Below are 24,933 nucleotides of genomic sequence, written 5' to 3' on the forward strand. Positions count from 1 at the left end.
CACCGGCCCTTTCGGGAACGTCAGGCCTGCTTGGTGCTGTCGAACAGCGCCTTGTAGGCGTAGCCCGCGATGAGAGCGCCGACGATCGGGAACACGAGGAACACCCACAGCTGCGACAGCGGCCCGACACCGCCGTAGATCGCCGCGGCGATGGAACGCGCCGGGTTCACCGAGGTGTTGTCGACCGGGATGCTGATGAGGTGGATGAGCGTCAGCGTGAGACCGATCGCCAGACCCGCGAGCGGCGTGCCGCGCTTGGAGTGCGTGGTGCCGAGGATCACGAACAGGAAGATCGCGGTCAGGATGACTTCGGCGATGATCGCGGAGCCGAGCCCGAAACCGCCGGGGGAGAGCTCGTCGAAGCCGTTGCTGGCGAAGCCGGCGTTCTGCGCACCGGTCAGCCACCCCTCGGGGCCGAACTGTCCGATGAGGAACAGCAGGGTGCTCGCCACCGCGCCACCCACGACCTGCGCCACGATGTACGGCAGGACGTCTTTCCAGCCGATGCGACCGGCCGCGGCGGCGCCCAGCGTGACAGCCGGGTTGAAGTGACCGCCGGAGATCGGACCGAACGCGTACGCGCCGACGACGACCGTGAGGCCGAAGGCGAGAGCGACCGCGCTGTAGACGGCGGCGTTCGGAGCGGGCTCCGTGTACAGGTTGGAGGCGAACAGCGCGGTGCCGACGCCACCGAAGACGAGAAGGAAGGTGCCGAATCCCTCGGCGGCGAGTTTCGCGCCGAGAGTGGGCACAGCCGACGTGGAATCACTCATGATCTGTGTCCTTTCGCAAGACCGGCCCAGCTGGCCCGGCGAACCACATGATTCCGCTGTTCACAGAGAACTCTCAGAAGGCGCGCCGCGCGATCGACGCGCGGCGGCTTTCTTGAATGACTCAAAACAAGTAGGATCGACACATGCCTCTCCTCGCCTCCGACATCGACGACGCGATCCGCGCCGCCGGTCTGCGGGTGACGGAATCGCGTCGTGCCGTGTTCGGCGCCCTGCGTTCGCATCCGCATGCGAGCGCCGATGACATCCACGCCGCGGTGCAGCCGGTCGTCGACTGCACACTGCAGTCCGTCTACAACGCGCTCGGCGACTTCGCCGCCGCCGGTCTCGTGCGGCGCATCGAACCGGCCGGCCACCCGATGCTGTTCGAGCTGCGCGTCGACGACAACCACCACCACCTCGTGTGCACGCGCTGCGGTGCGGTCGAAGACGTCGACTGCGCCACCGGGCACGCCCCCTGCCTGGTGCCGGGTGACACCCATGGCTACCGCGTCGCGGTCGCCGAGGTCACCTACTGGGGCCTGTGCGCGACGTGCGCGGCCGAAGACTCCTGATCCTCCACTCTCCATCTGCCCTCACATCGGAAGGACAACCATGACCGCTCACGAACAGGTCCCCGGTATCGGTGACGACGTCACCGGAATCGACCAGTCGAAGACCGTCACCGACGAACCCGTCGAGCCCGGCGAGGCGGGCGCCTGCCCCGTCTTCCACGCCCAGCCGCATCCGACCATGGGCTCGGCCAACCGCGTGTGGTGGCCCGAGCAGCTGAACCTGAAGATCCTCGCGAAGAACACCGCGGAGCGGAACCCGCTCGGTGTCGACTTCGACTACAAGGCCGCCTTCGAGGCGCTCGACCTGGATGCCGTCAAGAAGGACATCGAAGAGACGATCACGACGTCGCAGGCGTGGTGGCCGGCGGACTTCGGCCACTACGGGCCGCTCATGATCCGCATGGCCTGGCACAGCGCCGGCACCTACCGTGTGACCGACGGCCGCGGTGGCGGAGGCACCGGACAGCAGCGCTTCGCTCCGCTGAACAGCTGGCCCGACAATGTCGGCCTCGACAAGGCGCGCCGCATCCTGTGGCCCGTGAAGAAGAAGTACGGCCAGTCGCTGAGCTGGGGCGACCTCATGATCCTCGCGGGCAACGTCGCGCTGGAGTCGATGGGCTTCGAGACCTTCGGTTTCGCCGGTGGTCGCATCGACGCGTGGGAGCCGGACGACGACGTGTACTGGGGCCCGGAGACGACGTGGCTCGGCGACGAACGCTACTCGGGCGACCGCGACCTCGAGCGTCCGCTCGCGGCCGTGCAGATGGGTCTCATCTACGTCAACCCCGAGGGCCCCAACGGGAACCCCGACCCGCTCGCGTCGGCGCGCGACATCCGCGAGACCTTCGCGCGCATGGCGATGGATGACGAGGAGACGGTCGCGCTGATCGCCGGCGGTCACACGTTCGGCAAGACGCACGGCGCGGCTCCCGACTCGAACCTCGAGGAGAACCCCGAGGCGGCAGGGCTCGAGCGCCAGGGTCTGGGCTGGAAGAACAACCACGGCACCGGCAAGGGCGACGACCAGATCACCAGTGGTCTCGAGGTCACCTGGACCTACCACCCGACGCGCTGGGACAACGAGTTCTTCCACATCCTGTTCGCGTACGACTGGGAACTGTTCCAGAGCCCGGCCGGTGCCAACCAGTGGCGTCCGAAGAACGGCGCAGGGGAGGACATGGTCCCGCTCGCGCACTCGAACGGCCGTCGCGAACCGCGCATGCTCACCAGCGACCTGGCGCTGCGCTTCGACCCGATCTACGGTCCGATCTCGGAGCGCTTCAAGAACGACCCCGAGGCATTCGCCGATGCGTTCGCACGGGCGTGGTTCAAGCTGACGCACCGCGACATGGGCCCGCGTGCACGCTACGTCGGCACCGAGGTTCCGGCCGAGGAGCTCATCTGGCAGGACAACGTCCCCGCCGTCGACCACGCGCTGATCTCGGACACCGACGCTGCTCTGCTCAAGGCGAAGGTCCTCGAGTCCGGCCTCTCGGTCGCCGACCTCGTCTCGGTCACGTGGGCGGCGGCATCCACCTTCCGCGGCAGCGACAAGCGCGGCGGCGTCAACGGCGCCCGCATCCGCCTGGCTCCGCAGAAGGACTGGGAGGTCAACGACCCGCAGCGCGTCGCTCGTGTCCTCAATGTGCTCGAGGGCATCCGTGCGGAGTTCAACGACGCGCAGACCGGTGACGTGCGCGTCTCGCTCGCGGACCTGATCGTGCTCGCCGGCAACGCGGGTGTCGAGAAGGCGGCGAAGGATGCCGGAGTCGACACGGTCGTGCCGTTCCACGCCGGGCGCACTGACGCCTCGCAGGAGCAGACCGACGTCCACTCGTTCTCGTTCCTGGAGCCGGCGGCGGACGGCTTCCGCAACTACGTCTCGAAGGACGTCGCGGCGATTCCGGCCGAGCACCTGCTGCTGGACAAGGCCAACCTGCTGACGCTGACGGCGCCGGAGCTCACCGTTCTCGTCGGTGGTCTGCGCGTGCTCGGCGCGAACTGGGACGGCTCGCAGTACGGCGTCTTCACCGAGACGCCCGGCGTGCTCACGAACGACTTCTTCGTGAACCTGCTCGACCTCGGCACCACGTGGAAGCCGCTGGACCCGGGTTCGCACGCGTTCGAGGGCCGGGTTGACGGCACCGATGAGGTCGTCGGCCGCGGAACCCGCGTCGACCTTCTGTTCGGCTCGAACTCCGAACTGCGCGCGATCGCCGAGGTGTACGCCTCCGACGACGCCAAGGAGAAGTTCGTGCGCGACTTCGTCGCCGCCTGGGGCAAGGTCACGGAGCTGGACCGCTTCGACCTGGTCTGACCCTCCGACGGATCCGAACGGCCCTCGCCTCGCGGCGGGGGCCGTTCGGCGTTGCGGCGTGCGGGCGGATGCGGGGCGAACCGGGCGAACCGAGCGACGATGCCCAAGCCGTGCGCCGTATGCGGGGTGCACCTCGCGTCTCGGAGCCGTGTCCGGGTTGTTGCGGGTGCGGAGGGGTTTCGGCCGCCGGAACCCGGACATACCGGGGATCCATGTCAGGGCTGTTGCGGGTGGCGGAGGGCTACACCAGCACGAAGGCGGACATGCTTCTCAGCCCTGGCCGGGGATCCAGCCGGCGGCGATCAGGGCACGAGCCACTTTGTCCACCGCGACCTGCGGATTCGGACGCAGATGGTGACTGAGGATGCGCACGTGGTCCCAGTTCTGCGCGCGGATCGCGTCCCATCGATCCGCATCCTTTCTGAACTGCGCTCCGGTGGCGTGTCCGCGCCCGTCATACTCGGGAGCCACGCGGTACCGGCGGTACGCGATGTCCAGGCGGGCGACGAATCCGCCCCGCTCATCGAGCAGCGTCCAGTTGAGATCGGGCTCAGGAAGCCCCGCGCGGACAAGGGCCAGGCGCAACTCGGTCTCTCCCGAGCTCTCCGAACCGACGCGGATCTCCTCCATCGCACGGGTCAGGATGCCGCGTCTCACATCGCCGGCCTCCTCGATCTCACGCCACAGATCGTCGATGCTGAGGAGGCCGTTCTTCGGGCAGACCAGGAAGTCTCCGGCGACGATCAGATCGTCGAGTTTCCAGGTGGTGGCCGCCTGCCGCCAGAGTCTCGCCGGAGTCTCGATGGGGACACCGTCCAGGATCAGACGGTCGGCGTCGCGCTGCTGAAGGCGGTGCCCGACTGCTCCTCGGCGTTGAGGTTGGGCACTCGGTCGTCGGGCGGAGATGTGCAGGATGTACTCGCGATCATGCGTGAACGGCAGCGGTGCGCCCATCAGCGCCAGGCCGGACGAATGGCTGACGAACTGGTCGTCCGTCAGCATGGGTGCGAAAGAGGTTGCGCGATCGATGAGATCGGCCCTCATCCGGGAAAGCCGGACAGCGTGCGAGGAGGGGTCTTCCAAGCCGGCGTCGGATGCTCGTGTTCCGGTTGGGAGGATCAATCGCCGCGCGCCTCTCGTCGGAATCTCGAGGTCACCGGCGCGCAATCGCGATCGTGAAACCCCTGCATCGCGTGCTTCGCGCACCGAGAACGGACGATTCTGGAGGGCCGGAGGAAGCGGACGTTTTGCGGTCATCGCCACATTCCACCGAAGGGCCGGAGTGATCGTGCCTGTGGATGGACGGTCTCCACGGAAATGGTGGAGAGTTCGTGCGCGGTGCCGATCGGGGCAGGGCGAGTGCGTGTCCGGGATCGCGCGGGTGATCGGCGAGACAGCCGACATCAACCCGGACACGCCCTGAGGAGATGTCCGGGTTGAGAAGAGTGCGAAGCCCGCGCACCCGCATCAACCCGGACACGCGGGAGAGGCGGTGGGCGGACAGGACGCCGAGACCGAGAACGACACCGCGGCCGGGGCCGAGACCGCATCCGAAGCGATCGCTCGCCGCCGACTACAGCCGCCCGGCGGCCTTCAGCTCCAGATAGCGGTCCGCGATCCGCGGGGGGAGGGCTTCGGGGTCGGCGGCGATCGCCTCACCGCCTGCACGGCGCACCGCATCGGCGACGTTCTCCGCATCGCGGAGCGTGCGTTCGGCGGCCGCCGCCAGGTAGATCTCCTCCCGCGACCCGCGGCCGCGGGAGATCTCCGCGATCGACGTGTCGGTCACAGAGCCGACGAGCACCGTGGTGGCGCGTCCGGGGTCTGGGAAGGCGCCGAGGAAGCCTCGGGCCGACTCGGCGGCATCCTGCGCGGTCAGCACCACGATCAACGACGGACGGGTCGTCAGCGACCGCAACGACGCGAACGCGGCCGGCCAGTCGGTGTCGACCAGACCCGCGTGCACCGGCGCCATCGCATCCGTCATCGCAGGCAGCAGACCGGCGCCGTCCACACCGGTCACGCGCCCCCGGACGACGCGGTCGAACAGCTCCAGATGCACGTGGTCGCCCGCGCGGGAGGCCAGCGCGCCCAGCAGCAGTGCGGCTTCCAGGGAGGCTTCCAGCCGGGTGCCGTCGCCGACGCGCGCCGCCGCGGTCCGTCCGGTGTCGATGAGGATCACGACGTGACGGTCGCGCTCCGGGCGCCACGTGCGCAGCATCGTGGTGCCCGCACGGGCGGTGGCGCGCCAGTCGATCGATCGCACGTCGTCGCCGCGGACGTATTCGCGCAGCGAGTCGAACTCCGTCCCCTGCCCACGGACCTGGATGCTGGTGTTACCGTCGAGCTCCTTCAACCGGGCGAGACGGGAGGGCAGGTGCTTGCGCGACGTGAACGCGGGCAGCACCCGCACGGCGCCGCGGATATCATGCCGAGCCTGTCGCCCACCGACGCCGAGTGGGCCGATGGACCGGATCATCACGAAGTCGCTGACCAGTTCCCCTCGGCGACGTGGATGCAGCGGGACGTCGATCCTGCGCCGCTCACCGGCCGGCACCACCAGCCGAGGCCGGTCCGCACCGGCGCCGGCGGTCGGCTGCCAGGCGTCCCGGATGCGCGCATGCAGTGTCCGCGATCCGGTGTTGTGCAGCGCGATGCTGACCGGAACGGGCTCGTTCAGGCGGGCCCGCGGCGGAACCCGCCGCGTCACGACGACTGCCCGCGCAGATGCGGCGGCGAGCACGTCCACCGCGAGCAGCACGAGGCACAGCAGGAGCCAGCCGCCCACGACCGCCCACGCCGCGGTTCCCGTCGTCGACGAGAGCACGACGACGGGGATGATCCCCAACCCGATGAGCAGGGGGAAGCGGCCGGTGACGAACACTTAGATCGGCACCCTGGTCTGCTGCACGACGGCGGTGAGCACGGCATCCGCCGAGACGCCCTCCATCTCGGCATCCGGACGCAGTTGCAGACGATGGCGCCAGACCGGCACCAGCATCGTCTGCACGTGGTCGGGCGTTACGGCGGAGGACTCGTTGAGCCATGCCCATGCCTTGGCCGCCGCGAGCAGCGCGGTGGAGGCGCGGGGGCTCGCGCCGAGCTGGACGGACGGCGACTGCCGGCTCGCGCGCGCGAGGTCGACGACGTAGCCCAGGACGTCGTCCGTGACGTCGACACGCCCGGCGGCATCCTGCGCGGCGCGGATCTCCTCCGGCGTGACGACCGGCTGGATGCCGGTGAGCGCCCGCGGCGAGAAGCCGCCGGCGTGCAGACGCAGGACGTCGACCTCGGCGTCGCGCTCCGGCATGGCCACGACGAGCTTCATGAGGAAGCGGTCCAGCTGCGCCTCGGGCAGAGAGTACGTTCCCTCGTGCTCGATCGGGTTCTGGGTGGCGGCAACGAGGAACGGATCCGGCAGCGGGCGGCTCACACCGTCGGCGGAGATCTGGCGTTCCTCCATCGCCTCCAGCAGGGCGGCCTGCGTCTTCGGGGGAGTGCGGTTGACCTCGTCGGCGAGCAGCAGGTTGGTGAACACCGGACCCTCGCGGAACTCGAACTCGCCGGTGCGTGCGTCGTAGACCAGCGATCCCGTCACGTCACCGGGCATGAGGTCGGGCGTGAACTGCACGCGCTTGGTGTCCAGGCCGAGCGCTCGCGCGAAGGACCGCACCACGAGCGTCTTCGCCACGCCGGGGACGCCTTCCAGCAGCACATGGCCGCGCGCCAACAGGGAGACCAGCAGACCGGTCACCGTCCCCGCCTGACCGATCACCGCCTTGTCGACCTCCTGGCGCACACGGTGCATCGCCTGACGCAGTGCCGCGTCATCCGAGGGGTTCGTCAATGGGGTCGTCATGGTTTCCCTTCCACGGGCAGAGGTTCGGTGGCGATCATCGCGCCGGCGCGGGTCATCGTGTTCCCCGTTCGGTGCGGAGGGCGTGGTCGACGGCGGATTCCAGGTCGGCGAGCCGTCGTGCGTGGTCGATCAGGGCGTCGTCCGTCACCGGGAGCGCGCCGTTCAGCAGGTTCTGGACGCCCGTCCGGGGGATCCGGAGCCGGTCGGCGACGGCGTCGGCGACCTCAGCGGCGCCCGCGCGATCGTGCAGGCCGAGCCGACGGGCGAGCCGACGCACGGCGCCGTCGCGCAGAGCAGCCCCCGCATGGCCGGCATCGGCCGCCTTCGCGGTCAGCCGCGCGCGACCGTGCATGGTCTCGGAGGCCCGCACGGTGACGGGCAGGGTCTCGGCCACCAGCGGACCGAAGCGGCGCCCCCGCCAGACGGCCGCGGCGATGCCGGCGAGCATCAGCATGACGATCGCGGGTGTGACCCACTGCGGGGTGAGCTCGCCCAGCGATGGCTCGGTCTGAGCCTCGACGTCGCCGTCGGCGATCGACGGCACGTACCAGACGACGTGGCCGGTCTGCCCCAGCAGGGCAAGTCCCAGCGCGGCGTTGCCGTCCTCGGCGAGGTAGCTGTTGCCGAACAGGCGCGTGCCGTCGATCATGGCGACGCGTCGTCCGTCGGTGTCGTCGACGAGGAGAGCTGCATTGCCCTCGGCATCCGGATAGCAGCCCGTGACACCGGCGGCCGGGACGAACATACGACCGGGGCGGATCTCTCCGACCCTGGCGAGCTCGGGGAGGTCACAGGATGCCGTCACAGCTGCCGAGGTGCTCGCCGACGTGGGCTCGCCGAGTTCGAGGAGGTCCAGCATGCGCGTGCTGGTCGAGAGCAGCACCACCCGGTCGGCCGGCTCCAGCAGGTCCGTGACCGCCTCGTCGGACAGCGCGAACGGATCCGTCATCGCCAGCGTGGTGTCGTCGTGGATGGCCGCGACGGCGTCCGCACGCGTCCGAACCACCTCGACTTCGATGTCCTGCTCGCGCAGGATCTCGGTGAGCGCGAGCATGCCGTTGTCGCCCGTGCCGTCTGGGTCCCCGCCGCCGCGGAAAGGCACCGTCGTCGACGCGCTGATCTGCATGATCAGCAGCGCCGCCCCGACGACCAGCAGTGCGATGACGACCCAGCCCAGTCCGCGGCGCATGCGGCGCGGCCGCGCGACCGCCGTGGATGCGGCCGGTTCGGTCGGCTTCGTCGCGGGGGTGCTCATGCCGGCACCGCCTCCGGATGCCGCGCGGCGAGTCGCTCGTCGAGAGCGGACAGCGCGCGGTAGCGCGCCTCGGAGGACGGATGCTCGAGATAGCGGACATCGTCGAACGCCCCAGCGGCGTCGCGGAGGGCGGCGTGCTCATCCGGGAAGACATGCGCGGTGTCGCGCGCGATCGCCTGCGCCGTCGCTCCCGGTGCAGGGTCGATCAGATCGCGCTCCAGAAGCCCCCGCGCCAGTGCGCGGAAGCGGAGGATCGTCGCGGCATCCCAATCGCCGGCCCGCGCGGCCCGGTCGGCGTCCGACCGCAGCTGCGTCGCCGATCGATCGTCGCGCTCGCCGAGAAGGCTGCGCCCGGCCGCACGCACGGCGCGCGAGCCCCTCGGCCGCCCCCAGACGATGAGGGCCGCGATCAGTGCGGAGACGATGACGACGCACACGATCACCAGCGCGAGCGGGCCGACCTGCCCGCCGCCGTCCGGCGTGAACAGGTCGGTGAGATAACGCAGCACGTCGCGCGCGAGCAGGTCGAACCAGGTCGGCCTCGCCTCGTCGTAGCGGGGCTCGGCGAGCTCCTGCTCCGCCCATCGCCGTGCCTCGTCGCCGTCCGGCACGAAGCGCTCGAACGGCAGCGTCATCCTCGGCCGCCCGGTGGCGCCCACGGGCTGTCGGAGGGCGGTTGCGGCTGCACGGCGCCCGCGTCCTGTCCGGGGGCCGGATGCTGCGGGCGAGCGGGCGGCGGAACCGGCTGAGCGTAGGGCGGCGCGGCGGGTACCGGATTCGGAGCGGCGGCGGGACCGGCGACCGGGGTGGGAGAGCGAGGCGTCTGGCCCGCCCCGTACTGCGGGGGATACGGCGCGTACCCCGGGGCCTGCGCGTACCCGGGAGCCTGCGCCCAGCCGGCCTGCGTCAGGAGATGATCGGGGACCTGCTTCGGCGGTGGCGCGTTCGTGACCGCACGGGTCGGATCGACGGCGAAGGGATCGCCGAGCTGCTCGCGCGACCAGCCGAGATCTCGCCGCTCGAGGAACGCGATCAGCGTCTGATCGAGCCCTTCGTAGCGGTACCGGCAGTCGATGTACACGAACGCGGCTCCGGTGCCCTGCACGACCAGCGCGACGGCCTGGATCACGAGGACGAGCATCTGCGGCAGGGCGGTGGCCAGGACGGCGGCCACGATCACGGTCCCCGGGTCCGATGACGCGCCCGTCGGCGCGATGATCGGGATCAGCAAGCTCGACAGCAGCGACAGCGGGACGCTCACCAGCTGCGCGGCGAATCCCATGATCAGGTTGATCAGGAACATCACGCCGAACGCGACCCAGAACCGGCCGCGGGTGAGGCGCCAGCTGCGCACGAGCGCCTCGCGCAGGGTGGCGTGCTCGAACACGAGCGCACTCGGCACGAGCAGCAGCTTGGTCCACAACCACACCGAGAGGGGGATGCTGGCGGCGATGACCAGCAGGATCAGTCCGATCCCGAGCCCGAGGAAGTCGGAGGAGCCACCGACGGCGCCGAGCACGAGTCCGACGATGATGCCACCGGCGACCGCGATGACGCCGAGCGTGAACAGCATCTGCAGCAGGGCGAAACCGACCAGGCGCCAGAAGACCGGACGCACCTGCGTCCACAGCTGTCCGAGTCGCGCCTTCTCGCCGACGGCGGCGAAGCGCACTTCGGCGGCCACGATGCCCTGCACGAGTGCGGTGAACCCGAGCGAGAGCAGTCCGACGCCGAACGCGACGAGGCCGTTGATCGCGAGCGAACCGACCAGCAGCGGCTCGAAGTCGGGGGAGCCGGGGCGCACGTTCTGGAGCCGCAGGATGGTGACGATCAGCACCGTGACCATGATCGCGCTCGCCACGATCGTCATCAGCAGCTGCATCACGACGGCGAAGCCGAACACGACCTTGGGGTTGTGGCGCAGCACCGCGAACGCCCTGCCGAGCAGCATCCCGAAGGTGAACGGGTGAAGGGGGACGATGCCCCGCTTCGGGGCGGGTGTCCACGTCTGTCCGCTCACGGCGCTCCCTCCGACAGTGCTGTTCCCATCGTGTCATACCCCTGACGACGCTCGACGGGGTGGCGAGGGTTCCGTGAATCCCGGCGTGTCGTGAAGTACGCTGGGAAAATCTGCGACCGGTCGGTGTGTTCCCGACGGTCGCCCTGGGAGAAAGTCGGAGCTGGGCACACATGACCTCACGCATCCTCGTTGTCGACGACGACACCGCACTCGCCGAGATGATCGGGATCGTGTTGCGCACCGAGGGATTCGAGCCGGTGTTCTGCGCCGACGGCGCACGTGCCGTCGAGGAATGGCGCACCCAGCGCCCCGACCTGATCCTGCTCGACCTGATGCTCCCCGGTATGGACGGCATCGAGATCTGCACGCGGATCCGAGCCGAATCCGGCATCCCGATCATCATGCTCACCGCCCGCAGCGACACGGCGGACGTGGTGCGCGGGCTCGAGGTCGGAGCCGATGACTACATCGTCAAGCCGTTCAACCCGAAGGAGCTCGTCGCGCGCATCCGCACGCGCCTGCGGCCGTCGACCCAGGCGGCCAGCGAGGTGCTGCGCATCGGTGACCTCGTGGTCGACGTCGACGCGCACGAGGTGCGCCGGGGGACGGCTTCGATCGCGTTGACCCCGCTGGAGTTCCAGCTCCTGGTGGCGCTGGCGTCGAAGCCGCAACAGGTCTTCTCGCGGGAGATGCTGCTCGAACAGGTGTGGGGCTATCACTACAAGGCGGACACGCGTCTGGTGAACGTGCACGTCCAGCGCCTGCGCGCCAAGGTCGAGCTCGACCCGGACAACCCCAAGATCGTGATGACGGTCCGCGGCGTCGGCTATCGCGCCGGCACCGTCGTCTAGGAGTCCGCGTGATCGCGACGACCGCGACGGTCACGCAGGTCGGGCTCTGGCGCGACTGGCGCAGCTGGCCGGCGAACACGAGTGCGCTGTGGCGGCGGTCGCTGCGCTTCCGCACTCTCACGATCACGCTGCTGCTGACGGCATCCGCCGTCTTCGTCACGTGCGGCACGATGGCGCTCGTGATCGCCAACGATCTGTTCGAATCCCGCAAGGATCAGGCGCTGGCCGATGCCCGCCGCGCGGTCGCCGCCGCGCAGACCACACTGGACGCGGCCGAGGTCGGCGATGACCGCGCCGCGTTCGTCGCCCTGTGGCGCGTGGTGCAGCGCGACCTCCGCGGCACGTCGTCGTCGGATCGCATCGCCGTCTTCCAGGGCGACATCGACCCTGGCGGATACGCACCGCCGACCTTCGGTTCGATCGAGCTTCTCGATGACGGCCTCGTCAGCCAGACCCTGCGCACGCGCGTCGAGAAGCTCGACGACGTGCAGTCCTGGCAGTCCGTGGCGCTCACCGAGGACGGCTCCGAGGTGCCGGGCATCATCGTCGGGCAGCAGATGTTCGTACCGGGCGTCGGGCCGTACGAGGTGTACATCGCCTACGACCTGGCCGATTCGGAGCAGACGCTGCAGTTCGTCCAGCGCACTCTGTGGGTCGCCGGGCTCTCGCTCGTCGCGATCATCGCGGCGATCTCGTGGATCGTGCTGCGATCGATGTCGGTCCCGATCGTCGAGACGGCGGAGACCAGTGCGCGGTTCGCCGCCGGCGATCTCGGCGTGCGCATCCCGGTGCACGGCGAAGACGAGCTGGCCACGCTGGGCAGCTCGTTCAACGCCATGGCGGACAGCATCGAGGCGCAGATCAAAGAACTGGGCGAGCTCTCGCTCGTGCAGCAGCGGTTCGTGTCCGACGTGTCCCACGAGCTCCGGACCCCACTGACGACGATCCGTCTCGCCGCGGACATGCTCAACGACCAGCGCGGCGACTTCGACCCGACCACGGCGCGCACGGCCGAACTCCTGCACACCCAGGTGCAGCGCTTCGAGACGCTCCTCAACGACCTGCTGGAGATCAGCCGCTACGACGCCGGCTCGGTGCAGCTCGAGCTGGAGGCGACCAGCCTCGCCCATCTCGCCGAGGACGTCATCGACCAGATGCGTCCGCTGGCCGACGGCCACGGCACCGAACTGCGTCTGGTCGCACCGGGCGGCTACTCGCCGGTGGACATGGATGCGCGCCGCGTGCGCCGGGTGCTGCGCAACCTCATCGGCAATGCGATCGAGCACGGCGAGGGGCGTCCGGTGGTGGTGACCGTGGACAGCAACCAGCACGCCGTCGCAGTCGGCGTCCGCGATTTCGGGCTCGGGATGTCTCCGGCCGACGCCGAGCGCGTGTTCGATCGGTTCTGGCGCGCGGACCCATCCCGGCAGCGCACGATCGGCGGCACCGGCCTCGGGCTCTCCATCGCGCTCGGTGATGCGCGTCTGCACGGCGGCACGCTTGCGGTGTGGTCCGAGCTCGCCGTGGGATCCCACTTCGTCCTCACGATCCCTCGCCAGCCGGGGCTGCTCCAGGGCCCGTCACCCGTGTCGCTGGAACCCGAGGACGTGCTGGGCGATCTCTCCGACGCGACCCAGCCCCTGCACATAGCGCATGTGCGCTACGAACTGGATGCTGAGGCGAACGGTGCGGTCGACCCGGAGACCGACCGAGAGCGGGAGGATGGATCATGAGGCTCTCGACCGTGCTGCGTGGCGTCGTCGTGGTGGCACTCGCCGCCGTCCTGACCGGATGCGCCGGACTCCCGACGTCCGGTCCCGTGCTGCCGGGGCTTCCGGTCGGCGACGTCGAAGCGGACTCGCCGTTCACCGAGCGCGCGTCCAGCCCGATCGCCGGCGCGGGACCCGAGGTGATCGTGGCCGGGTTCCTGGAGGCCTCCATCACGCCCACCGACAACTGGTCGATCGCGAAGGAGTTCCTCGCGCCCGAGTTCGCGGAGACGTGGCGCCCCGGTGCCGGCGTCACGATCGACGTCGCCGGTTCCCGGGCGTACGCCTCGAGCGCCGACAGCGCCGAGGAGATCGAGGAGGCCGAGACCGCCGATGTCACGGTCGATCTGGATCAGCGCGCGAGCGTGGATGCCGACGGACGCTACACCGAGGCGACGGGCAACACGGAACTGGCGTTCCAGCTGGCCCGAGACGACGACGGCGAGTGGCGCATCACGAGCGCCCCGGACGGAATCGTGCTCGACGACGGCTCGTTCCAGCAGGTGTTCAGCCGCTACGCGTTGCAGTACTACGACCAGAGCTGGCGCCACCTCGTGCCGGACGTGCGGTGGTATCCGCGCGGCTCCAACGTCGCGACGTCGATCACGCAGGCGGCGATCGAGGGCACCCCGAGCGACTGGCTCCAGCCGGCCGTGCACAGCGCGTTCCCGGCCGACGTCCTGCTCGACGGCAACTCCGTCCCGGTCTCCGAGCAGATCGCGAGCGTCGCGCTCACCGACGCCGCGCTGTCGCTGGACGCCGGCACGCTCGCGCGCATGCGCACGCAGCTGGAGAAGAGCCTGGTCGCGACCGGCGTCAGCGAGGTGCGCTTCACCGTGAACGGCAGCGAACTGGATGCCGATGAGGCAGGCTTGGCCCCGGACGGAGCAGACGTGAGCACCGTGGTGCTCACCGAGGACGGATTCGGCAGCCTGGTCGGTGGCGAGGTCACGCCGATCGCCGGCATCAGCGACGCGCTCGCGCAGATCGAACAGCCGATCTCGGCGATCGATCTGGCCCAGGGCGAGGGGCTGGCCGCCGTGCAGCTGAGCACGGGCGCGGTGTACGCGATCACCGACGGCAAGCTGAACGAGCTCCCCGCCGGGGCCGGTCTGGTGCGCCCGTCGATCGATCCGTACGGATACATCTGGTCGGCGCAGGCCGGGGCGCCGCAACGGTTGTACGCATGGACGGAGGACGTCACCCCTTACAGCATCGCGGACGCGTGGCCGGAGGCATCCGCCGTCTCGGCGCTGCGCGTCTCGACCGACGGCGTGCGCATCGCCGCGCTGGTGACCATCGGCGGACGCCAGAGCGTCGTGACGGCTGTGATCCTGCGTGACGACAACAACGTCCCCACCGGGCTCGGGCCCACGCACGAGGTGGTCGAGCTGAGCACGCCGGCGCAGGGCGTCGTGTGGTTGGGATCCGACAGCCTCGGCATCCTGGTCGAGGGGGAGAATGCCACCCTGACGACTCAGATCGTCGGCGGGCCGGGCAGCGAGCGGACCGCTCCCGCGGGAAGCATCGCGTTCGCGGGTGCGAAGTCGCAGGCCGGTGTGCGGATGCTCGGGGCCGGAGGCACCCTGTTCGCGCCGCGCGCCTCGGCGTGGCAGGAGTTCTACGAGGGCGTGCTCGTGCTCGGCACCCGCGCCGGATATTGAGCGCGGCCGCTCTGCACAGAAGCGGGCATCGTCGGATTCTCCACGGATGCCGGGGATGGCCGCCCTGGCGTGTGCGCGCGTGGCTGCGGGCCCTGCACACTGGCCGGGTGACGATCCAGGACTCAGGGCCACGGCTGCTCGACGAGGTCCTCAGCGTGCTGCTGGGGGCCTCGTGCGCGGGCTGCGACGCACCGGGCCGCGTGCTGTGCGACGGATGCCGTGACCTGCTGCGCCCTGCGCCGCTTCGCCGTGCGCTGACCGGGACGCTGACGGCCACGGCCGCGCTGTCCTTCGACGGCACCGCGGCGCGCTGCATCCGGGCGGTGAAGGCCGACGGGAGCACCCGCCTCGTGAAGCCCCTCGCCGCTGCACTGCAGGCGATCGTGCCGTCGGACCCCGGTGTGCTGCTCGTGCCGGTGCCGACCTCTCGAACGGCGTTCCGACGCCGCGGTTTCCGCGTGCCGGAGCTGCTGGTGCACGCGTGCGGACGCGCTCCGACCCGGTTGCTCGTCCCAGGACGCCGCACGGACGATCAGCGCGGGCTCGGACGTGCGCAGCGGGCGCGCAACGTCGAGGGGAGCATGCGCGCGCGGCGCTCCGGACGAGGCGAGGAAGTGGTCGTCGTGGACGATGTGATCACCACCGGCGCGACCCTCACCGAGGCGTGCGGCGTGCTCGCCGAGGCGGGATTCCGGGTCCGCGGAGCGCTCGCGCTCGCCGCCACGCCGCGACGGAGGTGAACACCCGGCCGACACAGCGCAAATGGGCCGTGACATCCATCGGAACGGGGACTACGGTAGGGGTTCACAAGGCGACCACGGTCCGCCCTTGGCCGGGAGGACCGGGACAAGGAGGCAGGAATGGAAACGAGCATCGTCGGCGTGGGAGTGAGCATCTCAGATCGCTTTCGCACCGTTGTCGAGGAGAAGATCGCCCGGATCTCCACGCTCGCGGCCCGTGCGCAGCGCTTGGATGTCAAGGTCACCCATCGTGCGTATCGAGGCGGTCGCATTCCCGACGAGACCGTCGAGCTCACGCTCGTGAGCAAGGGGCCCGTCGTGCGCGCGGAGGCCACGGACGGCGACAAGTTCGTCGCCCTGGATCTCGCCCTCGACAAGATGTCGGAGCAGTTGCGGCGCGCCAAGGAGAAGCGCGTCGACGGCCGCCAGCACCCCAGAGGTGCCCATTTCGAGAAGGGCAGCGGAGCCCTGGAGGGAATCGACGTGCAGCCGGCATCCGCCGACGTCCTGCACGCGGTCGCGACGGGATCCGTCCCCGTGCAGCCGCAGGAGGAGGAAGCGTATTCGCCGGTCGTCATCCGTACGAAGAACTTCGACGCGGAGTGGATGACCGTGGAGGAGGCTGTCGACCGCATGGAGCTGGTCGGACACGACTTCTTCCTGTTCGTCGACGTCCGCAGCGACCACCCGAGCGTCGTGTACCGGCGCAAGGGATGGGACTACGGCGTGATCTCGCTCACGACCCAGGCGTCGCCTGAGGAGGCGCTGGCGTCCTGACCTGTCGGGGCATCGAGACCCCGTCCGAATGACGAAACCTCCTCGTATTCACGCGAATACGAGGAGGTTTCGTCGTCGCCGGGAGGTCTCGTGAAAGTCGAGGCCTCGCGGCGGCGTCAGTCGAAGATGCCGTCGAGGATGCTGCCGATCACGAGGCCGCCGAGGATACCGGAGGCGAGGTCGCCGCCTCCGCCGCCGCGACGTCCGCCGCCGCCCCAGCCCGGTGCGCCGCCCCATCCGTCGACCTGCTGCTGCGGCCGGGCCGAGTCGATGTCGCGCTGGGCGAGCTGGAGGGCCTCGGAGGCGAGCTGTGCGACCCGACGGGCCGCGGCGAGTGCCTGCTCCCTGGTCTCCTCCGCAGGCAGGAGGGTCGGCACGTCCGTCCGGAGACGCTCTGCCTCGGCCAGTCGCGTGCGGGCGTCCGCGCCGATCCAGCCGCGGTGCCCCGCGATCAGACTCCGGGCGACGCCGAGCTGACGGTCGGCGTCGTCGAGCGCGTGCTGCACGTGCTCCAGGGGAGGCAGCGGGTTGTCGATGCGGTGGCGCGCTGTCGCGATGGCCTCGTCGAGCGCGGTGTTCGCCGTGCGGAGCCGGCTGAGCTCCGCGAACGGGTCGTTGCGGCTGCCCGACGGCGCGAGGGAGGCGAGCGCCTTCTCGAGTTCGGATACCGCGGACGCGACCGCGGGGACCTGAGGAGCAGTACGGGCGGCGATGATGTCGCCGCGGGAGTCGGCCACGACCTCGGCGAGCGTGGATTCCGCCCGCAGCGCCTCGATCTCGAAGTCCTCGACGGCATCGAGCACGACACCGGCGCGGCGGACGGCCTCGGATGCCGTCTCCAGAGCGAGATTGGCCTCTTCGTTCTGCCTGGCGGCCCGGCGACGCTCGGACACGTCGGCGCCGTGCGTGGCGAACGCGATGAGCTGTTCGGCCTCATCGGCCGCGTTGGAGATCTGATCCATCGCCGATTCCGAGTATCGCGCCGAGAGGCGTTCGATCGTCGTGCGGGCGTGGGGGAGGCGAGCGGTCAGCGTCTCGGCATCCTGCCGCAGCTGCGCGATGATCTGCGGAGCCTGGCGGACCTTGGCGATCTGCTGGGCCAGCGCCGCGGTCTTCTCGTCCAGCAGCTGCTCGGCCCACTCGCACAGCTGGGCGATGCGGGCGTTGCGCGTGCGCAGTTCCTCCGCGGTGTCCGGGATCTCGTCATGATTGAGCTGGTGCAACTGGAACGCCTCGCGCAGGTGCGTGCGGACGGCGTCGAGCGCGGCCTTGAGGTCCGACGTCAGGGACGCCCCGAGCTCGGCCTCGGCGAAGACCAGTTCGTCGCTCGCGGTGCGGATGCGCTCATCGGCGGCGACCAGCGCCTGCTCGGCCCTGCGTGCGAGGTCGGCATCCTGCGCGGACTGCGCCGCTTCTTCTTCGCGCTTGCGTCTGCCCCAGAATCCAGCCATGAGCCGATCCTACTTTCCTTCGGCGATTGTTCGGCTGTGCATCCGCTTGAGGCGAACGGTGTGCTGGTCGCACGGTCGGCCCGGCATCGCGGGAGGGCGCATCACGCGAGTGCGCCCGCGCTCGCGACCTTGGCCGGGCGCCCGCGCTTGGGGCGCTCAGTGGCGAGCTCGAGAGCCATCGCGTGCTGCGGATGCGCGGCCAGACGCTGCTCGGCGTGATCGAGCCAGCGCAGCTCGGCCTCGGCGGCGAAGATCATCGAATCGACGACGAGGGACAGCGCGAGCTCCTCGGGAGTGCGGTCTCCAGCTGCGACCGCGGCGCGGTGGAGCTGCTGCAACCGGTGCTGGGATGCGAAGCGCTGGTTCTCGATGACGGCGGACACGTCGATCCCCGGGAGCGTCGCGGCGACCGCGAGCTTGATCGCCAGCTCGTCGCGCGGGGCCCTGCCGCGTTCGACGGGGGAGGAGAGCCACGACGCGACCTCGGCGGATCCGGCATCCGTGATCCGCCAGTAGACGTGTCCCTGGTCGTCGGCGTCGCCGCGCGCGACCAGTCCGTCGCGCTCGAGACGCTCGAGGGTGTTGTAGATCTGACCCACGTTCAGCGGCCAGGTCGACCCTGTCCGCCGATCGAACTCGGCGCGCAGCTGGTAGCCGTAGCACGGCCCCTGATCGAGGATCGCGAGCAGGCTCTGACGTACGGACATGCGGGCCCCTTCGGGTGGAGTGCGAAAGCCATACCGAGTATATGGATACGCGGAAAGGTCGCGGACGATCCCATGCAGGCGACGCGCAGGTCACAGGCCGGTAACATGGCACAGTATGCCCGGCACCGGCCCCATCGGGGCGGCCGGGATCTGACCCAGAACAGGGAGATGACTTAAGTGGCGAATCCTCTTGAGAAGCTGCTGCGCGCGGGTGAAGGTCGCATCCTTCGCCGGCTCAACCAGGTCGTGAAGGCGGTCGGTGCGCTGGAGGCGGACTTCGAGAAGCTCACCGATGAGGAGCTCGCGAACGAGACGATCGAGCTGCGGGCCCGGTTCGAGAAGGGCGAGACCCTCGACCAGCTCATGGCCGAGGCCTTCGCCGCCGTCCGGGAGGCTGCCAAGCGCACCCTGGGCATGCGCGCGTACGACGTGCAGATCATGGGCGGCGCCGCGCTGCACATGGGCAACATCGCCGAGATGAAGACCGGTGAGGGCAAGACGCTGGTCGCCACCTTCCCGACGTACCTCAACGCGATCGCAGGCAAGGGCGTGCACGTCATCACGGTGAACGACTTCCTGGCGTCGTACCAGGCGGAGCTCATGGGCCGCGTCTACCGCGCCCTGGGCATGACCACCGGCATCATCGTCTCCGGCCAGACGCCGGCGGTTCGCCGCGAGCAGTACGCCGCGGACATCACCTACGGCACCAACAACGAGTTCGGCTTCGACTACCTGCGCGACAACATGGCGTGGCGCAAGGAGGACCTCGTCCAGCGGGACCACTTCTTCGCGATCGTCGACGAGGTCGACTCGATCCTCATCGACGAGGCCCGGACGCCGCTGATCATCTCCGGTCCGTCCTCCGGCGAGGCCAACCGGTGGTTCGCCGAGTTCGCCAAGATCGCCCGCACCCTCGTCGAGGGCGAGGACTACGAGGTCGACGAGAAGAAGCGCACAGTCGGTGTGCTCGAGCCCGGTATCGAGAAGGTCGAGGACTACCTCGGCATCGACAACCTCTATGAGTCGGCGAACACGCCGCTCATCTCGTTCCTGAACAACTCGATCAAGGCGCTCGCGCTGTTCAAGAAGGACACCGACTACGTCGTCATGAACGATGAGGTGATGATCGTCGACGAGCACACCGGACGCATCCTCGTCGGACGCCGCTACAACGAGGGCATCCACCAGGCCATCGAGGCCAAGGAGGGCGTTCCGGTGAAGGCCGAGAACCAGACCCTCGCCACCGTCACGCTGCAGAACTACTTCCGCCTCTACGACAAGCTCGCCGGCATGACCGGTACCGCCGAGACCGAGGCGGCCGAGTTCATGTCGACCTACCAGCTCGGTGTCGTTCCGATCCCCACCAACCGCCCGATGATCCGCAAGGACCAGGCGGACCTGGTCTACAAGAACGAGACCGCGAAGTTCGCCCAGGTCGTCGAGGACATCGCCGAGCGCCACGCCAACGGCCAGCCCGTGCTCGTCGGAACGGTCAGCGTCGAGAAGAGCGAATACCTCTCGCGACTGCTCGCGAAGAAGGGCATCAAGCACGAGGTCCTCAACGCGAAGAACCACGCGCGCGAGGCCGAGATCGTCGCGCGCGCCGGTCGGCTGGGCGCGGTGACCGTCGCCACCAACATGGCCGGCCGAGGAACCGACATCATGCTCGGTGGAAACGCCGAGTTCCTCGCCGTGCAGGAGCTCAAGGGCAAGGGGCTGGACCCGGCCGAGACGCCGGAGGAGTACGAGTCCGCCTGGGATGAGACCTACGAGGCCATGAAGGCGATCGTCGCGGAGGAGAGCGCGAAGGTCGTCGAGGCGGGCGGTCTCTACGTCCTCGGCACCGAACGGCACGAGTCGCGCCGCATCGACAACCAGCTGCGCGGACGTTCGGGACGTCAGGGCGACCCGGGTGAGAGCCGCTTCTACCTGAGCCTCACCGATGACCTCATGCGGCTGTTCCAGTCCGGCGCCGCCGAGGCGATCCTCGCTAGGACGAACTTCCCCGACGACGTGCCGATCGAGTCGGGGCTCGTCTCCCGTGCGATCCGCAGCGCGCAGTCGCAGGTCGAGGCGCGCAACGCCGAGATGCGCAAGAACGTGCTGAAGTACGACGACGTCCTCAACCGTCAGCGCGAGGCGATCTACGCCGACCGCCGTCAGATCCTGCACGGCGACGACATCGCCGACCGCGTGCAGCACTTCATCGAGGATGCCATCACCGGCGTGGTCAAGGACCACACGGCCGAGGGGCACAACGAGAGCTGGGACTTCGATGCGCTCTGGACCGAGCTCAAGACGCTCTACCCGGTCGGCGTCACGATCGACGAGGTCGTCTCCGAGGCGCAGGGCCGCAAGGGCGGCATCACCTCCGAGGGGCTCATCCGCGAGCTGCTCTCCGACGCGAAGATCGCCTACGAGAACCGCGAGGCGACGCTGGGCACCCCGGCGACCCGTGAGCTCGAGCGCCGCGTCGTGCTGCAGGTCCTGGACCGCCGCTGGCGCGACCACCTCTACGAGATGGACTACCTCAAGGACGGCATCGGCCTGCGCGCCATGGCCCAGCGCGACCCGCTGATCGAGTACCAGCGCGAGGGCTACGCCATGTTCCAGGCCATGATGGGCCAGATCAAGGAGGAGTCGGTCGGCTACCTCTACAACCTCGAGGTCGAGGTACGCCGCGCCGGCGATTCCGAGACGGCCTCCGTCGAGGCCAAGGGCCTGGTGGACGGCGCACCTGAGCAGCGGCTGGAGTACTCCGCGCCGAGCGACTCCGGCGATGTCGAGGTGCGCAACGAGCGCGGCCAGGTGCAGCAGGCGGCGACCGAGCGGGTGCGCCGCGCAGCGGCCGCGGCCGCAGCGGCCCCCGCCGAGGATGCCCCCGCCGAGCGCGGTGCGTTCGGTCAGCCCACCTCCGGCGACCAGAACGCTCCAGCGCAGAACCGCGCACAGCGCCGCGCAGGCAAGAAGAAGTGACGGATTCCGCCGGCTGACCGTTCGGTCGGCCGGCGGGTCCGAGCCGATCCGGTGCCGGTGGATCACGCATTGGCCGCCGGGCGAGAAGCACCGTCTGCGCGGCGATAGGCTTTCTCAATGACCCACTCGCGCCAGTTCGACCAGTCGTCGAAGCTCAAGAACGTCCTGTACGAGATCCGTGGACGGGTCCCCGCAGAGGCGGCGCGACTGGAGGCCGAGGGGCACAGCATCCTCAAGCTGAACACGGGCAATCCGGCGGTTTTCGGCTTCGAGGCGCCGCACCAGATCGTTCACGACATGCTCGCGGCGATGCCGACGGCTCATGGCTACAGCGACAGCAAGGGCATCATCTCGGCGCGGCGCGCCGTGGTGAGCCGCTACGAGCAGATCGAGGGCTTCCCCGCGGTCGACCCGGACGACGTCTACCTCGGCAACGGCGTCTCCGAGCTCATCACCATGACGATGCAGGCGCTCCTGGACGAGGGCGACGAGGTGCTGATCCCGGCACCGGACTACCCGCTGTGGACGGCCATGACCAGTCTCGCCGGCGGCACCCCCGTGCACTACCTCTGCGATGAGGATGCCGGATGGGAGCCCGACCTCGAGGACATCCGGGCGAAGGTGACGCCTCGCACCAAGGCCATCGTGATCATCAACCCGAACAACCCGACCGGCGTGGTCTACTCCAAGGCCGTTCTGGAGGGCATCGTCCAGATCGCCCGTGAGAACGAGCTGCTGCTGCTGTCCGACGAGATCTACGACCGCATCCTCTTCGACGACGCTGTGCACATCCCGACCGCGACGCTCGCTCCCGACCTGCTCTGCCTGACCTTCAACGGCCTGTCCAAGACGTACCGCGTCGCCGGATACCGCTCGGGATGGTTGGTGATCACCGGGCCGCAGGCGCACGCCAAGGGCTTCATCGAGGGCATCACCTTGCTGGCATCGACACGGCTGTGCCCGAACGTCCCCGCGCAGCACGCCGTTCAGGCGGCGCTGTCGGGCGTGCAGTCGATCGACGCGCTGATCGCTCCGTCCGGGCGTCTGCATGAGCAGCGCGATGTCGCGTGGGAAGGGCTGGAAGCCATCCCCGGCGTCTCGTGCGTGAAGCCGCAGGGCGCGCTCTACGCGTTCCCGCGTCTCGACCCGAACGTGCACGACATCCACGACGACGAGAAGTTCGTCTACGACCTGCTGGTGGCCGAGCGGATCCTGCTCGTGCAGGGGACCGGGTTCAACTGGCCCACCCCGGATCACTTCCGCGTCGTGACCCTGCCGGAACCGCGCGTGCTCGGCGACGCGATCGAACGCCTGGGGAACTTCCTCGCCGACTACCGGCAGTGACAGCGGCATCCGTCGTCTCGCCGCCGGCGTGCGCGAGGCGACGGATGCCGGCGACGAGCGGCGAACGCGGGCTCACATCGGCGACGGGGCGCGCATGCAGCAGTGCGGCGTCCGTCGCGCGCTGATCGTACGGGAGGAAGCCGACGTCCGTGATGCCGGCGAATCGCTCCAGCGTTCGGCGGACCTGACCGCGCGCGTCGATTCCGAGCGGACCCGGCCGGACCCGGTTCACCACGACCCGAACCGGGGTGTCGCCGACGATGCCGCGCAGCTCGGCGTGGTCGCGGAGGAACCGCGCCACGCCGAGCGGATCGGCCGAGGCGACGGCGACGATCTCGTCCGCGTCGGCGAGGACGGCGGCCGTCGCCGCATGCCGCCGCGGGCCTTCGAGATCCCAGGTGACCTCGTCGTCGGCTTCGAACGCGGCGGACGTGTCGACCACGCACCGGTCGACCCAGTCGCGGCAGGCGGCGAGGGTCCCGCGCAGCCGATCGGCCGAGAGCTCCGGCCAACGGCTCGGACGGTTCAGGCCGCCCAGCACCTCCACGCTGCCGCCCGAGGTCTCGACACTCGCCGCGAGCCTGCTCAGCTCGGCCTGGTCGAGTCCGCCGAGCTCGGCCCGTCGGCATGCGGCCGCGAGGCCGGGCGCCTCATCGCTCAGCCCGAGCAGCAGGGCGAGGGACGGCGCCACCGTGTCGGCGTCCAACAGGGCCGTGCGATGCCCCGCACGCGCGAGCTCGACAGCCAGTTGGATCGCGACGGTGGATCGGCCGGGCGCTCCGTGCGGTCCCCAGACCGCCACGACGCGCGTGCGGCCCGTGCGTGCGGGCATCGGCGCCGGGGGAGCGTCGTCCGCCAGGGCGGATGCGATGACGGTGGCCGCGGCATCGGCCGGGAGAGCACCGGTGATGCCGAACCGGCTGAGAAGTCGCGAGTCGCCGTCGCCGAGCGCGATGATGCGGATGCCGGCCCTGTCGCAGGCGGCGACGACCTCGGCGGACAGCGCGTTCCGCGTCGCGGGCATGATCAGCGCGTCGATCTCGCCGAAAGCCGCGCCCGGCACGGCGCCGACGGGCAGCACATCGATCACGGTCACGCCGAGGTCGGCGAGTTCCTCCGCGAGCGCCGATGCTCGCGGCTGGTCCAGCGCGATCACGACGGCGCTCATCGCGAGCCCATCGGAACGATCGACAGCGCGGCGCCGCCGGTGATGGCCGACAGCACCGCGGAGACGTCCGCCCGATCGATCACGATCTCGACCGCCGGTCGATCCTGCGCCATCATGCCCTCCTCCTCGACGAGCGAAGCGACGGTGACGTCGGCGACCAGGATGCGCGGTTCCTCGAACCCCTCTTCCAACGGCGGCGCCTGCCAGAGCTCGACGACGGTGCCTGGGGCCACGCGGGCGGGGAGGCCGACACTGCTCTCCACGACGATCGTCGTCGTGCGGGCGTCGGCGGCGTCGCCCACGGCCGCCGACGACAGCAGCTCTCCCTCGGACAGTGCACGCGTCGCGATCTGATCGGCCGTGAGATCCTGCGGCGCGAGGTACGCGTCGGCCGCAGCGCCCAGCGACACTTCGACGACGCGGAAATCGGATGAGCTGAGTGCCTCCCCGGTAATGATCGTGCGGTCGGCCTGGAGCACGGGCGTGGTCGACCGCGACGCGTTCACGATCAGCCAGACTCCGACGACCGAGAGCACGACCAGGGCGACGCCGATCCAGAAGCGGGCGTCGCCCCATGGCGTGCGGCGGATGCGCGTGTGCGTGGTCATGATCGACATCGTCACAGAAATCGACCCGATGCCGCGGAAGTTATCCACAGGGGTGCCGGCCCCAGGCGCGCGAGCCGCGCAG

The 24,933-nt window shown here is 69.8% G+C and carries 20 protein-coding genes; 9 read left to right on the forward strand and 11 right to left on the reverse strand.

Annotated features, from left to right (window positions below):
• Positions 1–20: 20 nt before the first annotated feature.
• The gene (aqpZ, locus tag OED01_RS05645) at positions 21–773 is read right to left on the reverse strand and encodes an aquaporin Z (RefSeq protein ID WP_264157398.1); all 753 of its coding nucleotides are present in this window, start codon (positions 771–773) and stop codon (positions 21–23) included.
• A 143-nt stretch (positions 774–916) separates the two neighbouring features.
• On the opposite strand from aqpZ, the gene OED01_RS05650 reads away from it, so the two are divergent.
• Positions 917–1,345 (forward strand): Fur family transcriptional regulator, encoded by a 429-nt coding sequence (locus OED01_RS05650; protein ID WP_264157399.1) that lies wholly within the window; start codon positions 917–919, stop codon positions 1,343–1,345.
• Between the two features lie 40 nt (positions 1,346–1,385).
• Positions 1,386–3,662: a catalase/peroxidase HPI gene (katG, locus tag OED01_RS05655; RefSeq protein WP_264157400.1), complete on the forward strand. Its 2,277-nt coding sequence runs from the start codon at positions 1,386–1,388 to the stop codon at positions 3,660–3,662.
• 270 nt (positions 3,663–3,932) lie between these two features.
• On the opposite strand, the gene OED01_RS05660 is transcribed toward katG, so the two are convergent.
• From OED01_RS05660 to OED01_RS05685, 6 genes are all read right to left on the reverse strand, one after another.
• Positions 3,933–5,078, reverse strand: a complete 1,146-nt coding sequence (locus OED01_RS05660) for a hypothetical protein (RefSeq protein ID WP_264157401.1) — start codon at positions 5,076–5,078, stop codon at positions 3,933–3,935.
• A gap of 157 nt (positions 5,079–5,235) precedes the next feature.
• A complete protein-coding gene (locus OED01_RS05665; RefSeq protein WP_264157402.1) occupies positions 5,236–6,546 on the reverse strand; it encodes a DUF58 domain-containing protein in 1,311 nt (436 codons plus the stop codon).
• Complete coding sequence (locus OED01_RS05670; protein ID WP_264157403.1) at positions 6,547–7,521, reverse strand: AAA family ATPase; 975 nt, start codon at positions 7,519–7,521, stop codon at positions 6,547–6,549.
• Positions 7,522–7,573: 52 nt separating this feature from the next.
• Positions 7,574–8,776 (reverse strand): DUF4350 domain-containing protein, encoded by a 1,203-nt coding sequence (locus OED01_RS05675; RefSeq protein ID WP_264157404.1) that lies wholly within the window; start codon positions 8,774–8,776, stop codon positions 7,574–7,576.
• Positions 8,773–9,411, reverse strand: coding sequence for a DUF4129 domain-containing protein (locus OED01_RS05680; RefSeq protein ID WP_264157405.1), 639 nt, complete (start codon positions 9,409–9,411; stop codon positions 8,773–8,775). Before OED01_RS05680 ends, OED01_RS05675 begins: the two co-directional genes overlap by 4 nt.
• Positions 9,408–10,796: a hypothetical protein gene (locus OED01_RS05685; protein WP_264157406.1), complete on the reverse strand. Its 1,389-nt coding sequence runs from the start codon at positions 10,794–10,796 to the stop codon at positions 9,408–9,410. Before OED01_RS05685 ends, OED01_RS05680 begins: the two co-directional genes overlap by 4 nt.
• A gap of 170 nt (positions 10,797–10,966) precedes the next feature.
• Between OED01_RS05685 and mtrA the strand changes: the two genes are divergently transcribed.
• The 5 genes from mtrA to hpf all read left to right on the forward strand — a co-directional run bounded on the left by mtrA (position 10,967) and on the right by hpf (position 16,597).
• On the forward strand, positions 10,967–11,647 hold the full coding sequence (mtrA, locus tag OED01_RS05690; RefSeq protein WP_264157407.1) for an MtrAB system response regulator MtrA: 681 nt from the start codon (positions 10,967–10,969) through the stop codon (positions 11,645–11,647).
• An 8-nt stretch (positions 11,648–11,655) separates the two neighbouring features.
• Positions 11,656–13,380: an MtrAB system histidine kinase MtrB gene (gene mtrB / locus OED01_RS05695; protein ID WP_264157408.1), complete on the forward strand. Its 1,725-nt coding sequence runs from the start codon at positions 11,656–11,658 to the stop codon at positions 13,378–13,380.
• Positions 13,377–15,080: an LpqB family beta-propeller domain-containing protein gene (locus OED01_RS05700; RefSeq protein WP_264157409.1), complete on the forward strand. Its 1,704-nt coding sequence runs from the start codon at positions 13,377–13,379 to the stop codon at positions 15,078–15,080. Before mtrB ends, OED01_RS05700 begins: the two co-directional genes overlap by 4 nt.
• A gap of 107 nt (positions 15,081–15,187) precedes the next feature.
• Entirely contained in the window at positions 15,188–15,820 is a 633-nt protein-coding gene (locus tag OED01_RS05705) for a ComF family protein (RefSeq protein ID WP_264157410.1), read from the forward strand.
• Between the two features lie 120 nt (positions 15,821–15,940).
• Complete coding sequence (gene hpf, locus OED01_RS05710; protein WP_264157411.1) at positions 15,941–16,597, forward strand: ribosome hibernation-promoting factor, HPF/YfiA family; 657 nt, start codon at positions 15,941–15,943, stop codon at positions 16,595–16,597.
• A 116-nt stretch (positions 16,598–16,713) separates the two neighbouring features.
• On the opposite strand, the gene OED01_RS05715 is transcribed toward hpf, so the two are convergent.
• Positions 16,714–18,048, reverse strand: coding sequence for a coiled-coil domain-containing protein (locus OED01_RS05715; RefSeq protein WP_264157412.1), 1,335 nt, complete (start codon positions 18,046–18,048; stop codon positions 16,714–16,716).
• A 101-nt stretch (positions 18,049–18,149) separates the two neighbouring features.
• Positions 18,150–18,755, reverse strand: coding sequence for a PadR family transcriptional regulator (locus OED01_RS05720; RefSeq protein ID WP_264157413.1), 606 nt, complete (start codon positions 18,753–18,755; stop codon positions 18,150–18,152).
• A 177-nt stretch (positions 18,756–18,932) separates the two neighbouring features.
• Between OED01_RS05720 and secA the strand changes: the two genes are divergently transcribed.
• On the forward strand, positions 18,933–21,731 hold the full coding sequence (gene secA / locus OED01_RS05725; protein ID WP_264157414.1) for a preprotein translocase subunit SecA: 2,799 nt from the start codon (positions 18,933–18,935) through the stop codon (positions 21,729–21,731).
• A 117-nt stretch (positions 21,732–21,848) separates the two neighbouring features.
• Complete coding sequence (locus tag OED01_RS05730; protein WP_264157415.1) at positions 21,849–23,075, forward strand: pyridoxal phosphate-dependent aminotransferase; 1,227 nt, start codon at positions 21,849–21,851, stop codon at positions 23,073–23,075.
• On the opposite strand, the gene OED01_RS05735 is transcribed toward OED01_RS05730, so the two are convergent.
• Complete coding sequence (locus OED01_RS05735; RefSeq protein WP_264157416.1) at positions 22,966–24,243, reverse strand: AAA family ATPase; 1,278 nt, start codon at positions 24,241–24,243, stop codon at positions 22,966–22,968. The genes OED01_RS05730 and OED01_RS05735 overlap by 110 nt on opposite strands.
• Complete coding sequence (locus tag OED01_RS05740) at positions 24,240–24,851, reverse strand: SAF domain-containing protein (RefSeq protein ID WP_264157417.1); 612 nt, start codon at positions 24,849–24,851, stop codon at positions 24,240–24,242. The genes OED01_RS05735 and OED01_RS05740 overlap by 4 nt, the downstream gene beginning before the upstream one ends.
• Positions 24,852–24,933: the final 82 nt, after the last annotated feature.

Origin of the sequence: Microbacterium sp. M28 (genome assembly GCF_025836995.1) — a bacterium.
In the GTDB taxonomy this organism is placed as follows: domain Bacteria; phylum Actinomycetota; class Actinomycetes; order Actinomycetales; family Microbacteriaceae; genus Microbacterium.

Excerpts from the sequence above, each read along its gene's own strand:
- aqpZ (WP_264157398.1), bottom strand. The coding sequence starts at position 773 with ATGAGTGATTCCACGTCGGCTGTGCCCACTCTCGGCGCGAAACTCGCC.
- OED01_RS05650 (WP_264157399.1), top strand. The coding sequence starts at position 917 with ATGCCTCTCCTCGCCTCCGACATCGACGACGCGATCCGCGCCGCCGGT.
- katG (WP_264157400.1), top strand. The coding sequence starts at position 1,386 with ATGACCGCTCACGAACAGGTCCCCGGTATCGGTGACGACGTCACCGGA.
- OED01_RS05670 (WP_264157403.1), bottom strand. The coding sequence starts at position 7,521 with ATGACGACCCCATTGACGAACCCCTCGGATGACGCGGCACTGCGTCAG.
- OED01_RS05675 (WP_264157404.1), bottom strand. The coding sequence starts at position 8,776 with ATGAGCACCCCCGCGACGAAGCCGACCGAACCGGCCGCATCCACGGCG.
- OED01_RS05680 (WP_264157405.1), bottom strand. The coding sequence starts at position 9,411 with ATGACGCTGCCGTTCGAGCGCTTCGTGCCGGACGGCGACGAGGCACGG.
- mtrA (WP_264157407.1), top strand. The coding sequence starts at position 10,967 with ATGACCTCACGCATCCTCGTTGTCGACGACGACACCGCACTCGCCGAG.
- OED01_RS05700 (WP_264157409.1), top strand. The coding sequence starts at position 13,377 with ATGAGGCTCTCGACCGTGCTGCGTGGCGTCGTCGTGGTGGCACTCGCC.
- hpf (WP_264157411.1), top strand. The coding sequence starts at position 15,941 with ATGGAAACGAGCATCGTCGGCGTGGGAGTGAGCATCTCAGATCGCTTT.
- OED01_RS05715 (WP_264157412.1), bottom strand. The coding sequence starts at position 18,048 with ATGGCTGGATTCTGGGGCAGACGCAAGCGCGAAGAAGAAGCGGCGCAG.
- OED01_RS05720 (WP_264157413.1), bottom strand. The coding sequence starts at position 18,755 with ATGTCCGTACGTCAGAGCCTGCTCGCGATCCTCGATCAGGGGCCGTGC.
- OED01_RS05730 (WP_264157415.1), top strand. The coding sequence starts at position 21,849 with ATGACCCACTCGCGCCAGTTCGACCAGTCGTCGAAGCTCAAGAACGTC.
- OED01_RS05735 (WP_264157416.1), bottom strand. The coding sequence starts at position 24,243 with ATGAGCGCCGTCGTGATCGCGCTGGACCAGCCGCGAGCATCGGCGCTC.
- OED01_RS05740 (WP_264157417.1), bottom strand. The coding sequence starts at position 24,851 with ATGACCACGCACACGCGCATCCGCCGCACGCCATGGGGCGACGCCCGC.